Source organism: Saccharibacillus sp. CPCC 101409, assembly GCF_030518235.1.
GTDB lineage: Bacteria > Bacillota > Bacilli > Paenibacillales > Paenibacillaceae > Saccharibacillus.
The window spans coordinates 69242-81935 of the sequence record NZ_JAULSA010000013.1 but is presented as its reverse complement, the minus strand read 5'-3'; the positions used below and the strand labels follow the sequence as shown (position 1 = coordinate 81935).

General features: G+C 55.3%; 10 protein-coding genes. 3 read left to right on the top strand and 7 right to left on the bottom strand.

Features of this window, described 5'->3' with window-relative positions; translation table 11 throughout:
• Nucleotides 1-173: 173 nt before the first annotated feature.
• From QWJ34_RS21585 to QWJ34_RS21570, 4 genes are all read right to left on the bottom strand, one after another.
• Nucleotides 174-1277 (bottom strand): ABC transporter substrate-binding protein, encoded by a 1104-nt coding sequence (locus QWJ34_RS21585; RefSeq protein ID WP_302731064.1) that lies wholly within the window; start codon nucleotides 1275-1277, stop codon nucleotides 174-176.
• Nucleotides 1278-1317: 40 nt separating this feature from the next.
• Nucleotides 1318-2079, bottom strand: coding sequence for an ABC transporter ATP-binding protein (locus QWJ34_RS21580; RefSeq protein WP_302731062.1), 762 nt, complete (start codon nucleotides 2077-2079; stop codon nucleotides 1318-1320).
• Nucleotides 2080-2082: 3 nt separating this feature from the next.
• On the bottom strand, nucleotides 2083-3084 hold the full coding sequence (locus QWJ34_RS21575) for a FecCD family ABC transporter permease (RefSeq protein WP_483314296.1): 1002 nt from the start codon (nucleotides 3082-3084) through the stop codon (nucleotides 2083-2085).
• A gap of 296 nt (nucleotides 3085-3380) precedes the next feature.
• Complete coding sequence (locus QWJ34_RS21570; protein ID WP_302731060.1) at nucleotides 3381-5861, bottom strand: excinuclease ABC subunit UvrA; 2481 nt, start codon at nucleotides 5859-5861, stop codon at nucleotides 3381-3383.
• A gap of 188 nt (nucleotides 5862-6049) precedes the next feature.
• Here QWJ34_RS21570 and QWJ34_RS21565 point away from each other — a divergent pair, with 188 nt between their 5' ends.
• On the top strand, nucleotides 6050-6775 hold the full coding sequence (locus tag QWJ34_RS21565) for a MerR family DNA-binding transcriptional regulator (RefSeq protein ID WP_302731058.1): 726 nt from the start codon (nucleotides 6050-6052) through the stop codon (nucleotides 6773-6775).
• A gap of 78 nt (nucleotides 6776-6853) precedes the next feature.
• On the opposite strand, the gene QWJ34_RS21560 is transcribed toward QWJ34_RS21565, so the two are convergent.
• Nucleotides 6854-7513, bottom strand: a complete 660-nt coding sequence (locus QWJ34_RS21560; RefSeq protein WP_302731056.1) for a TetR/AcrR family transcriptional regulator — start codon at nucleotides 7511-7513, stop codon at nucleotides 6854-6856.
• A 37-nt stretch (nucleotides 7514-7550) separates the two neighbouring features.
• Between QWJ34_RS21560 and QWJ34_RS21555 the strand changes: the two genes are divergently transcribed.
• Both QWJ34_RS21555 and QWJ34_RS21550 read left to right on the top strand, forming a co-directional pair.
• The gene (locus QWJ34_RS21555; RefSeq protein WP_302731054.1) at nucleotides 7551-9113 is read left to right on the top strand and encodes an MDR family MFS transporter; all 1563 of its coding nucleotides are present in this window, start codon (nucleotides 7551-7553) and stop codon (nucleotides 9111-9113) included.
• A gap of 128 nt (nucleotides 9114-9241) precedes the next feature.
• Complete coding sequence (locus QWJ34_RS21550; protein ID WP_302731052.1) at nucleotides 9242-9490, top strand: hypothetical protein; 249 nt, start codon at nucleotides 9242-9244, stop codon at nucleotides 9488-9490.
• A gap of 242 nt (nucleotides 9491-9732) precedes the next feature.
• On the opposite strand, the gene QWJ34_RS21545 is transcribed toward QWJ34_RS21550, so the two are convergent.
• Both QWJ34_RS21545 and QWJ34_RS21540 read right to left on the bottom strand, forming a co-directional pair.
• Nucleotides 9733-10737, bottom strand: a complete 1005-nt coding sequence (locus QWJ34_RS21545; RefSeq protein WP_302731050.1) for a hypothetical protein — start codon at nucleotides 10735-10737, stop codon at nucleotides 9733-9735.
• Between the two features lie 114 nt (nucleotides 10738-10851).
• Complete coding sequence (locus QWJ34_RS21540; protein WP_302731047.1) at nucleotides 10852-12144, bottom strand: hypothetical protein; 1293 nt, start codon at nucleotides 12142-12144, stop codon at nucleotides 10852-10854.
• Between the last annotated feature and the right edge of the window lie 550 nt (nucleotides 12145-12694).

The window sequence follows — 12694 nt, the reverse complement described above, 5'->3', positions numbered from 1 at the left end:
TTAGCATTATAGCCTGCTGTTTAAGTATTGTAAACCCATCAATAAATCATAGGTTAACAAAGAAAGCGAAGAAATCAATACTTTAAACGGCATAAGAAAGACGGCCCTTTTCATATGAAAAGAGCCATCGTCTATTGCATTGAAAAGCCGGGAACCCCGCGGATTCGCCGGTGTTACTTAAACAGATCGGGGTACAGTTCTTTGGCCAGGATCTCTACGCCGTTCAGCGAATCGTAACCGTAACCGAACATGTAATTGTAATTCATGGCGTAAATTTGTTTATTCTTGATCGCTTGCATGCTCGACAGCTTCGGATTGTTCAGCAGTCCTTTTTTCACTTCGTCCACATTGCCGAAATCCGGGATAATCAGCACGTCCGGATCGGCTTCGATCAGCATCTCGATACTGCCGTCGCCGTCGCGGTCTTTGAGCGGATTGTCGAGCTTGATCTTGTTCATGACGTCGTTGAAGAACGTTTCGCCTTTCAGCGTCAGGACCGCGACTTCGTTCGGATCGCTCATATGCAGGTAAACGTATGTTTTATTTTCCGTGATCGTACTCAGCTTGGATGTAACGGCTTCTTCGCGCTGCTTCAGCTCGTCGACGAACGCCCGGGCTTTATCCTGCACATTGAAGATCTGGCCCAGATTCCCGATATCGGTATAGACCGAATCGTAGGTGCCGCCGGCGATCGACGATTCCAGCACATACGTTTTGACGCCCATTTCGTTCAGCGAATCGACCGTCCCCACGCCCCAGTCGGCGTTATCGAACAATCCGCCGCGGCCGATGACCGCATCCGGGTTGACGCCGAGCGTGACTTCCTTGCTTACATAGCTGTCGCCCAGGATGTTCAGCTTGGCGTATTCCTCTGCCACGTCCGGGTCCGCTTCGCCGGAACTTGCGCCTACGCCGGCGATCTTATCCCGGAGGCCCAGATGCAGCAGCAGCTCCGCCGTGGGACGCGTATTGGCCATAACGCGCTCCGGCGCCCGGTCGAACTTCTGTTCTTTGTCCGTCCAGTCCGTGCCGCCTTCCGCTTTGGCGTGATTGGAGATGGTCAGCGGATACGTCGTCGTTCCCGCCGCATCGGCCGATTCCGCCGTCTCCGCGGTGTTCGCAGCCGCTTCCGCCGACGCGCTGTCGGTTTTGGTTTCGACTCCCGCCGTATCGGTGCTTTTCGCTTCCGTCGCTCCATTGCCGCATGCGCTCAGCGCAAGCGCGAGCGTCAGCGCAATCGCCGCCAGAGCGTTTTTGCTCAATCTATTCTTTTTCATGAAAAAATCCCCCTGTTTGTGGTCTGTGTACCGTCCGGTCTTACAGATTGTAGGCAAATGCCAAATGATTCGTGATCGGATTGATGTACGTCTGGCATTTCACTTCGTAAATCTCTTCGATATTCTCCGGCGTCAGCACGTCTTCCGGCCGGCCGTGCGCGTAGACCTCCCCGTCTTTGACGGCGTACAGGTAATCGCAGTAATGCGCCGCCATCTCCAGATCGTGCAGAGCCGCAAGCACGCCGATGCCCAGATTCTTGACGCAGGATAGAATTTCGATCTGGTAGCGGACGTCGAGATGGTTGGTCGGCTCGTCCAGGATCATAAACTCCGGCTGCTGCGCGATCGTGCGCGCCAGCACCACCCGCTGCTTCTCGCCGCCGGACAGCGACAGGAAGCTGCGGTCTTTGTACCCGAGCAGATTGGTGCGCCGCAGCGCTTCGTCCACGATCTCGCGGTCGCTTCCGTTGTCGGGCTCCAGCATTTTCTTGTGCGGCGTCCGGCCGAGCAGCACCATCTGGTGCACGGTCAGGTCGAAGTGCATTTCGTTGAACTGGCCGACTACGCCGAGCTTTTGCGATACTTTTTTCTCCGGCGTTCTCAGCACGTTCATCCCGTCCAGAAACACTTCGCCTCCGTGCGGGGTCAAACTTTTGTATATGCCTTTGAGCAGGGTCGATTTGCCGCAGCCGTTGGGGCCGATCAGGCCGACGAACTGCTTTTCCTGCACCTGGACGGAAACGCGCTTGACGATGTCTTTGCGTCCGATCCGGATCTCCATGTTCGTGGCGGTCAGTTTCATTTCTCACCCTCCGAAGTTGTAGCCTTTCTTGATAATCATGTAGATGAATACCGGCGAACCGATCACCGACGTGATAATGCCGATCGGCAGCTCCACATTGTGGACCAGCGTCCGCGACAGAATATCCGCCCAGATCAGGAACAGCGAGCCGAGCAGCAGCGAAGCCGGCATGAGCCGTTTGTGATCCGCGCCGAACATGCCCCGCACGATATGGGGAATAATCAGCCCGACGAACCCGATCATGCCGGCGTAAGCGACCATCGTGCCCGTAACGAGTGCGGCGCCGGCCATATACAGCTTGCGGTACAGACTGAGGTTGATGCCAAGCGTCACCGCCGATTCGTCGCCCAGCAGCATCGTGTTGAGTATGCGGTGCTGGAGCAGGAACAGCAGACTGCCCGCGAGCACGACGCCCGCCATGACCGGCACTTTGCCCCAGCTCGCCGAGCCCAGGCTGCCCATCATCCAGAACGTCACGCTTTTGATGCCTTCGGCGTCGTTGGCGAAATACGTAATCAGGCTGGAAAAAGAACCGCACATCGAACCGACCACGACGCCCGACAGCACCAGCTTGACCGAAGTCGCCCTGCCGCCGATGCTCGACAGCAGCAGTACGCCAAGCGCCGTGACCGTCGCGCCGATAAACGCGGCCGACGCGACGCCGAACTGCGACAGAATCGTGCCGCTGCCGAAGCCGACCAGAATCGCGAAAGTAGCTCCCAGCGAAGCGCCGGACGAGATACCGAGTATGTATGGATCGGCGAGCGGATTCTGCACCACGGCCTGCATGACGGCGCCGCACAGCGACAGCCCTATGCCGATCAGCAGCGCGAACACGACTCTGGGCATCCGTACCTGCATGACGATATTGACAAAGGACGCGTTATCGACCTGCTCCAGCGATCCCAGTCTTCCGCCCGTCAGCGCATGCAGCAGAATCTTCATCGCCTGACCGAACGGAACGTGCACCTGTCCAATCGACACGGAAAAAACGGCCGAAAGCAGAATGAGCACGATCAGCCCGGCAATAAACACGGTGTAGAAGCCGGCTGCCCGCGCTTTTCGCGTCTGTGCGCCTTGTAAAACGGCTTCTTGAGCACTCACTTTCTTCCCTCCCACTCTCTGAATATATCCAGCAATATGATAATGATTATCATTCGCATGATTGAAATGGTAACGCAGTTTTGTGCAAAAAACAATCGAAAACAAGAAAAAACCTCCGATAAATTATTGTAAACAGATAAACAAACGTTCAAAAAAGGAGAAGCGGCCGCCTGCGCCGTTCTCCCGAATATGAATAGTTATCGTCCTCCGCGCAGATGTTCGGCCGTAGCGGTCCGTCCCTGCGCCCGCATCTGCTCCGGCGTGCCTTCGAACACAATTTCGCCGCCGCGCACGCCGCCTTCCGGTCCCAGATCGACGATCCAGTCCGCCGCTTCGATCACCTGCAGATTGTGCTCGACCACGATCACGGTATGACCGGCGTCCACCATCCGGTTCAGCAGGATCAGAAAATGTTCCGTATCGAGCGGATGCAGACCGGCTGTCGGCTCGTCCATCAGGTACAGCATCTTTTTGCCGCTCGAGCCGAGCAGTTCCGCCGCCAGCTTCAGCCGCTGTCCTTCGCCGCCCGACAGCGTCGTCAGCATCCGGCCCAGCTCCAGATAGCCGAGACCGACTTCGCCGAGCAGTCCGAGCACCCGGCCGATTCCGGCGTGTCCGGCAAACGTTTCCGCCGCTTCGGCGACCGAGGAGCCCAGCACATCGTGAATCGACTGTCCGTTGTAGGTCACGGCCAGCACTTCGTCTTGAAACCGGCGGCCGCCGCAGACCGGACACGTCACTTCGATATCGAGGAAAAAAAGCATATTGCTCGTGACCGTCCCCAGCCCTTCGCAGTTCTCGCAGCGGCCGCCCGGCGTATTGAACGAGAAGCTGCGCGCGGACAGTCCGCGCGCTTTCGCCGCGCTCTGCGCGCCGAACAGCTTGCGGATATCCGCGTACACGCCGGAATAGGTCGCCACGTTCGAGCGTTTCATCCGCGAGATCTGCGCCTGCCGGATCGTCACTATTTTCTCAAAGTCGTCCAGTCCGGTAATGCGCTTCGCCGCTCGGCTGTTTCCTCCTTCGGCGAGCACGCCGAAGATCAGCGACGACTTGCCGGAGCCCGACACGCCGGTGACGACGATCAGGCAGCCGGACGGGAAGCGGACGACGACTTCGTCCAGATTGTGCAGCGTCGCCGCCTCGATGCCGATATACGCGCCGCTGCCCGGACGCCGCCGCGCGATCGGAGCGCCGGGTGAACGATCCGCTTCGTTATTCAGCGCGTTCAAATACTGTCCGGTCACAGAAGAAGGCTGCGTCCGCAGCTGATCCAGCGTGCCGGTCCCGACCACTTCGCCGCCGAGCCGTCCCGCGCCGGGTCCCATATCGATCAGGTAATCGGCGGCTTGCATCATATCCGTGTCGTGCTCGATCACCAGCATCGTGTTGCCCAGATCCCGCAGCCGGCGCAGCATGGCGATCACGCCTTCCGTATCGCGCGGATGCAGGCCGGCAGTCGGCTCGTCGAGGAAATAAATAATGCCGGTGATATCCGAATCGAGCGCCGCGGACAAGCGGACCCGCTGACCTTCGCCGCCCGACAAAGTCATCGTCTGCCGGTCGATCGACAAATAGCCGAGGCCCATACGGTTCAGCCGATCGAGCTTGGTGTCCAGATCGGACAGGTAGATCTCGGCGGGCACGCGCTGCGCTTCCCGCAGCGAGCCTCGCAGCTTCCCGATCCAGAGCGACAGCTCTTCGAGCGACAGAACGGACAGCTGCGGCAGCCGTACGCCGCCTACGGTTACGCCGCGGCTCAGTGCATTCAAACGTTCGCCGCCGCAGTCCGGACACCGCACCGCGTCGAAGTAGGCTTTCAGCCCTTTGGCGTCGCCGCCTTTCTCGGACATGCGCCTCCACAGCGTTGTCAAGACGCCTTCGAAGCGGCCCGCGGCGGTCGTTTTCGGCGGCGGGGTCTGCGGGAACAGCATACCGACTTCGTCCGAATCGGTGCCGTGGTACAGAATCGTTTTGGCGGCCGGCGGATACTTCCCGACCGGCGTGCCCGGCTCGACGGAAACGCCGTAATAACGCAGCGCTTTGTACAGCAGATCGATCTGATACGCTTTGTAGCCCTGCGTCCAGTAATCGACCGCGCCGTCTTCGGGCGACAGCGATTCGTCGACGCAGCGCTCCGGCAGCAGGCTGAGCACGCTGCCGAGTCCTTCGCAGCGCGGGCACGCGCCCTCCTTCGTGTTATAGGAAAAATGAGTGCGCGTCAGCTTGTCCATTCGCCGGCCGCAGCGGCAGCAGTCCATATAAACGCGGAATTCCCCGTTTTCTTTGATTGTCACTTCCCGGCAGTCGGCGGACGAGACCGTCTCGCCGCAGTGCGGACAGATCCGCTCGCCGAGCTTTTCGTAAATCATGCGCAGGTCGGTATAGAGATTCGTTCTGGTGCCGACCGTCGAACGCGGATTGCGGTTGCTGTCCGTCTGCGCGATCAGCACGGCCGGCGATAGGCTGCGGACCGATTCGACTCTGGGTTTGCGGATGCCTTCCATCCCGATCGTCTCCAGATACTGGCGCTGGCACTCCTGGTAGATCAGATCCACCAGCGTCGATTTGCCCGAGCCGGACAAACCGGTAAACACCGTCAATTGGCCGCGCGGAATATCCAGATCGATTTTTTTCAAATTGCCTTCTTCCGCGCCTCTGATTCGGATGCTGTTCATCCTTTATTCGCCTCCTTCGCTTTCCATGCTTCGATCATATAACATTCATGCAACCTTTCGGCCGCGGCATGGGGAAACGGCGGTACAGAAGGCTTTTGCCCGTGTTAAACTTGTTGTAGCACTTGAAGGTTATACTTGAAGGATGACCGGGCGGAAAATAAAAAAATTCGGAAGGTGGCGAATGCGGCATGAACGCGGATAGACCGGAAACAACCTGGACGCCGGCGCAGGCCGCCGCGAAACTCGGGGTCAGCACGACGACGCTGCGACGCTACGAGCAGCAGGGGCTGATTCCCGACGTGTCCCGGGTAGGCGCCAATCGCAGAGTGTACGCGGAACCGCATATGCGGGCGTTCGAAGCGCTGCGCGCGCTGCTCAAAGCTTACGAGATTCCGGTCGCTTACGAAGCGATGCGCAGGATCAAAAGTGGCGAGGTCGAAGAAGCGCTGTGGCTGCTCAACCGCCAGCAGGCGGATATCCAGGAGGAGAAGCGGAGACTGACGGAAACGCTGAACAGGCTGTCGCATGCCGACTTTCCCGAATCGGAACCGCGCGGACGCCGGACGGCGAGCGGCATAACGATCGGGGAAGCGGCGAAGATCGCGGGCGTAAACGCCTCGGCGGTGCGGCACTGGGAGCAGGAAGGATTGATCGCGTCCACACGCAGCCCCGGCAGCGGCTACCGGCTGTTCGACCCGCGCGAAGTGCGCCGGATCATCGTGATCGCCAGCCTGCGCCGGACGGTTTTTTTTATCGCCCATATGAAGAAGCTGCTGGACGACCTGGACACGCAGAATCTGGCCTCCGTGCGCAAATCGTTCAATATCGCGCTGGAAAAGCTGAATCAGCGGCTGCTGCTTCAGTATCGCGCGATTGCGAAGCTGGCGCTGTATATGGAGGAGGCGGAGCGGTAGCGAGGCGATCGCGGCGCGTAAATCCGTACCGAAAAACGACGCCGGCTCGGCAGCGGCGTCGTTTGGCGTGTCTTTCTTTCAAGAGCGGCGCACCAGGGGCAAAAAAATCTCGTCGATCATGCCGGTAATCGTTTCTTCTGCAATCGGTTCGCGGGTCGTCAGCAGCTCGTACTGAAGCAGCTTGCCCGGCAGGGCCAGCACTCGGGGACCGATCTTCCCCACTTCGACTTCTCCCCGCCGCTCCGCTTCTTTCAAAACGTCACGGACAGCCGTCTCCAGCTTGTTGCCCGCTTTGGGCTGCGCGAGCTTCGTGATAAGCCCGTCTTCGTGGTAATCGGCCAGCAGTCCATGAATCGTTTCCGAACCGATCTGCTCGATCGGCCGGGCGAGACTTTGCAGCAGACTCAGCAGATCCTGCCGCAGATCGCCCGTTCCCGGCGCTTCCAGCTTCGGACGTTCGATATATTTACCGATGGCGGCAACCGTAATCCTGGCTTTGCTTGGCCAGCGCCGATATACGGCGGTCTTGTTCGTTCCCGCTTTGACGGCGATTCTCTCCATCGTCATCAATCCGTAGCCGCTCTCCTGCAGCTCGTCCCAGGCCGCCGCCAGAATCGCGTTCTCCAGCTCTTCTCCCCGCCTGCGCGTGCCGGATGACGTTTCGCCGTCTTTTTTCCGCGCCGAATCATGCGCTTTTTCACCCGAACCCGTCTGCCGCTTCGCTTTCGATTCGCTCATTTTTCCGGACCTTCCCCTCAACGTTTAATCTGTATGCTTGTATTTTACCTCAAAGGGGTGTATCTTATCCATACAAGGTACGGTACGTACCGTACTTTATATAAAGAAGGGAGTTTATATGATGTCTTCTTCCGCAGTTCGCAACAACCGGGCCGTCAAACCGGGCAAAGAAAAGCTCGATCCCAAAATGCTGCAAACGGCTCTGATTCTCGTATTCGGCGCGCTCGCTTCCCAGCTCGACTCGACGATGGTCAATGTCGGTCTCCAAACGCTGGGCGCGGAGCTGCACAGTACCGTATCCGCCATCCAATGGGTCGTCACCGGATATATTCTTGCCATGGGGCTTGCGGTGCCGGTATCGGGCTGGGCCGTGCGCCGCTTCGGCGGCAAGAATGTGTATCTATTCTCGCTCGTCGTTTTTCTCGCCGGCTCGGCGCTCTGCTCCGTCGCCTGGAATACCGGAAGCCTGATCGCTTTCCGGCTGCTCCAGGGCATCGGCGGCGGCCTGCTGATCCCGACGATGCAGACCGTCCTTGTGCATACCGCCGGCGGCCGCAATCTGGGACGGATCATGTCGATCATCGGGATTCCCGCCCTGCTCGGCCCGATTCTCGGTCCGGTGCTGGGCGGCGCGATGATCCACAGCCTGAGCTGGCGCTGGATCTTCTACGTCAATATCCCGGTTACGCTGGCTGCGCTGATTCTGGCCTGGCGGATTATTCCGCGGGACGAGGCTTCGCCAAACAAAGAGCGGCTCGACCTCACCGGTCTGCTGCTGCTGTCGCCGGCGTTCGCCGCTTTGATCTACGGTATTTCGCGCATCAGCGAAGCTGGCGATTCCCCGGCTTCCACTTTTGCGCCGCTGCTGCTGGGCGTCCTCCTGATGGCCGCGTTCATTTTCTATGCGCTGCGCACGAAGAAATCGCCGGTGCTCGATCTGCGGCTGTTCCGGATTCCTTCGTTTCTGGCGTCGAACGCTACGCTGTTCCTCGGCGGCATGGTCATGACCGGCACGCTGCTTCTGCTGCCGCTTTACTACCAGCAGGTGCGGGGAGAAAGCGTGCTGATTACCGGTCTGCTGCTGATCCCGCAGGGACTCGGCATGCTGGCGACGAGATCGTGGATCGGCGGCCTGACCGACCGGATCGGCTCGCGCCCGATTGTGCTCGTCAGCCTGCTGATTACCGCTCTGTCCACCGTGCCGTTCGCCTTTGCCGGCGCGGCGACGAGCCATATCGTGCTGGGAGCGGCGCAGTTCGTGCGCGGCGCGGCGCTGAACGGCCTGCTTATCCCGATCATGACGTCCGCTTACAACGGCCTTTCCAAAGAACAGGTGCCGCACGCCAGCACCTCGACGCGGATTCTGCAAACGGTCGGCGGCGCATTCGGTTCGGCGATCCTGGCCACCGTGCTCGATCATCAGATGAAGACGGGGACGCCCTCGATCCAAACGGCGGTCCATGCATTCGATACCGCGTTCTGGTGGTCGATCGGTTTCGCGCTCGTCGCGATGGTTCCGGCACTGTGGCTGCCCGGCGGTTCGCGAACCGGAAGCCGCGCCAAAGCAAAGTCCGAAGCGGAAGTCAAAACCCGGGCGTAATCCCGCGCACTTCCCGATTTTTTCAATCTGCTGCGCTTGGTTCAAACCGGGTTCAAAGGTGAAGCCGTTCGGGTAATTTAAAGAGAGTGACTGTAGAGATCAAACGTTTATCCAGGGAGGAATGCGGCATGGCGAACGAAGGCAGACCGGAAGATACGGAAACGATGACGAGGGAAGAACGCGAAGCGGTCGGGCGCCGGGCGAACGCGGGCTTTGCCCGCCACGAACGGACGGAGTCCGTAGACGCGGGCAGCGGCGATATTCCGACCCGCCCGATTATCAAGCAGCTGTCGGAAGAAGAAATCCGCCGCCGGGTAGGCGACGGCAATTTCGAATCGGCTCAGAATGACGGACAGACCGGCTCGATCAACAGCTAGTACTTTGTCCCGGATGAATGTAAGGTTACGCTTGGCTGAAACGCATCATTCGAAGCATGACAGCGTATCGGCTCAAAAAAAGACTCAACATTCGACATTAAAAAGCAGCTTAACCGGCACAGTGCCGGTTAAGCTGCTTTTTGTATTTTGGCGGATTTTTCGTTATCGAACAGAGCCTCCTCTATTATGAAGTCGAAGTTTTAAGCAACCGGTAATAAATTAAGCATTTCCTTATTTTTCGATTACAAAATCTTTGAAAAGTAATTAAGGAACCATTCTGTTTTTTTCGCTTTATTTTCGCTCGCTGATAATGGTGTTCCGTTCAATGTATATACCGTCCATTCTTGCGTACCTGCGTCTTTGACGTAAATATGTTCTCTCCAAAAGTATGCCGCCCAGCCGAATGTGTCGCCTGCTTGAAAAATTGAGGCCTGTTCATTTTTTAAATTTCCATTTGCCGCAGAGTATTGATAGAAATAAGTTTGCGGTTTGTCGCTCTTCAAACCGGCTCCGCCTATCCCGTCGGAAAATTGAGTCGCTATATTCAACACGCCTGCGTCAAGATCAAATGTGCTGCGAATGTTAGCCGGTAAGCTTATGATTTTCGAAGTCTTTTTAACGAGATTTATCAGCAAATAAGATTCTTGTTCGCTGAATATCGCCGATCCTTCGTACTTAATTACCGCATAATCGCCGTTCACTTCAAAATTCACGATAGAGCCCAACTCATCAGTATTTTTTATTGAATAGGCCCATTGAGACTTTGGCTGCCCGGCGTCGAAAATTTTAAGAACATCGTTTTCTAACAGGGCTATCTTCTCATGCAGATTCGACTCTCCGGAAATCCGGTCGACTCTCACATCCTCTGCTTGCTTTCCTAATTGTTGATATACGCGTTTTGTCAGCTCTTTGCCCTGCATATTTAAAGTAGTGCGGGACAATTGGCCTTTTTCATAATCGATAACGACAACTTTTGCCGGCCAATACAGCGGATCCACATCCTTAATCGAGTTAAAACTTCGAGTCCATAATACTCGTTCGGTTTTCGGTTCTATACAGCTGATTTCCGTACGACTTGGATTTATCAACAATACGGTTCGGTTCTGAAGAACTCTGGCACTTTGAAAGTCGGTGTACGATGCACTTGGGCTGCTCGGCGATCGTTCCAGACCCGCTCCGTAAACTTGAGAGCCCGAAAATAAAAATATCAGCCCGGCTAAAATTACGATGCTTTTGCTTTTTTTCATCTCCGATCTTCCTTTCTTCAAAAAACGATTCGATTCTTTTTAAGCACAAAAGGCTCTTCGCCTTTGATGGCGAATAGAGCCTTTCGAAAAAAACTGATTGTCAGAATGATAAAATTAATAAATACGAATCTTTTCTTCCCGGCTTGCTGTAGTCCCGCCCGTTTTTACATAGTCGATCTGACCGCCATGCGCCCAGACTTCCTCTTTCAAATTCGCGACTTGTTCAGAATATACAGCAGTGGCGCCGTTATTTTTCAAAAACTTCATATTTCCCCAGATTGCATAGCTGGTATAAGGAATTCTGAATTTTTTAGTTCGATCGGTCGATCCGTTCATCCCGATTGCGGTAAGACGTTTAACAGCCAATCCGTTCGCCGGCGACTTTCCGGGAAACTCCACGACATAAACTTGTTTCCAGTTGATAACCATTCGAATCGTTACATTTGTTTCGTCGGACTTGAAGTAAACTTTATAGCCGTTTATCGTCGAACCGCCGGCAAATCGATTCGAAACGTCATAATAATGTCTATCCGTCGCGGGAGTCTGACCGTTGGTATCTCCTTCGTTAACGTTATGCGCGACGTTCGCATGAAAACCCGGATACCAGCCCAGCGCTGTGGATTTTGTTTCGAGAGCCGATAGACCTACTTCCGCCAGGCCGGAACCCGATGCCGGATCGAAACCGGTATACAGATAGGCCGCTTCCGACTTCAAACTTGAATCCGTTGGATTGACAGCGTTATGAATATCGTAATTCGGTAGAGTAAGTGTATCTGCAACTACTCCCGTATATCCGCCAGTAGCAGGTGTCGTGATTCGATGAAAAGCTCCGGTAAGCGATCCCGCCGGCGCGGGATTTGTATTCGGCAGGATCGAATTCACCGATATTGCGTTCAATGTTTGAAGATTGGAATTGCCTTCTTCAAACGAAGCCGATGCTGATGTTTCGCTTTCCGTTTCCTGCCCTGTATCCGGCGCAGCAGCGCTTTGTTTACTAATTTCTTCTTCGAAACGTTCCTCCTTGATATCTTTAGACGGCTCTTCGGAACTCACTGCTTCTTTCAGTACTCCTTCTTCGTCGAATCGTAATACCACGATTTCGGCGCTTTGCAGATCCTCGACGCGTTCTTGTATATCTTCGGATACTCCCTGGCTTTCCAACGCGCTTTCCAAAGATTGCGGGCTTAAAAGGGAAGCACGGCTTGAAGGAATCTTTGCGCCGCTCGCCTGCAACTCGTCGGCTACAATATCGCTGCGGTACTGATCGAACAAAGCGGCGTTCACGGAAGAAGTCTGTTCCTCCGGTATTTGCGCGGAAGCAATTCCCGCTGCGGGAATCATCGATAGAGCGGCGGACAAAACTACAAAAGTAACTTTACTGCGCAAAGGTTTCTTCTTCAAATGCATACAATCTTCCTCCTTGAATTAAGAAAATTTTGTTTTTTAAATCTCCAAACCCAATATAAATAAATATACTAAATAATTACACTTATAATATTTAAGAAAAAATAGTTGGATTGAAACACTAATTTTAGTTTTCTCTTCTTTTTCCATATATTTAAATAAAGATTCATCGCACTTTTTTTCTTGAAATGCCGCATGGTTGAAGGGATTTTCTGTATTTTTAACGGTTACGAAATTTTTTATTGAAAACGCAAAAAATCTTCGTTTTAAAAACGAAGATTTTCAGGCTGTCGAAAAAGCGGGGCAGGGTTCCCAACGGAAAATAGCGGCACAGGTACACTTATTTTGGGCGAAACCCTTCGATTTCTTCAAATAGCGACGCAGGTGCAGCTATTCGGCAGCCCAATGCCTAATCGAAGCGGAAAAGCTCGAAATAGATGTATCAGTGCAGTTATTTGCCCGAAAACGTAAGATTAAGCCTGAATAAGGGCATATATGCAGCTATTTAGATTCTTCCTGCCGCTCGCTTCGGTTCTTCAGCCCTTTCCCCGAC

Excerpts from the sequence above, each read along its gene's own strand:
- QWJ34_RS21585 (WP_302731064.1), bottom strand. The coding sequence starts at position 1,277 with ATGAAAAAGAATAGATTGAGCAAAAACGCTCTGGCGGCGATTGCGCTG.
- QWJ34_RS21580 (WP_302731062.1), bottom strand. The coding sequence starts at position 2,079 with ATGAAACTGACCGCCACGAACATGGAGATCCGGATCGGACGCAAAGAC.
- QWJ34_RS21570 (WP_302731060.1), bottom strand. The coding sequence starts at position 5,861 with ATGAACAGCATCCGAATCAGAGGCGCGGAAGAAGGCAATTTGAAAAAA.
- QWJ34_RS21565 (WP_302731058.1), top strand. The coding sequence starts at position 6,050 with ATGAACGCGGATAGACCGGAAACAACCTGGACGCCGGCGCAGGCCGCC.
- QWJ34_RS21560 (WP_302731056.1), bottom strand. The coding sequence starts at position 7,513 with ATGAGCGAATCGAAAGCGAAGCGGCAGACGGGTTCGGGTGAAAAAGCG.
- QWJ34_RS21550 (WP_302731052.1), top strand. The coding sequence starts at position 9,242 with ATGGCGAACGAAGGCAGACCGGAAGATACGGAAACGATGACGAGGGAA.
- QWJ34_RS21545 (WP_302731050.1), bottom strand. The coding sequence starts at position 10,737 with ATGAAAAAAAGCAAAAGCATCGTAATTTTAGCCGGGCTGATATTTTTA.
- QWJ34_RS21540 (WP_302731047.1), bottom strand. The coding sequence starts at position 12,144 with ATGCATTTGAAGAAGAAACCTTTGCGCAGTAAAGTTACTTTTGTAGTT.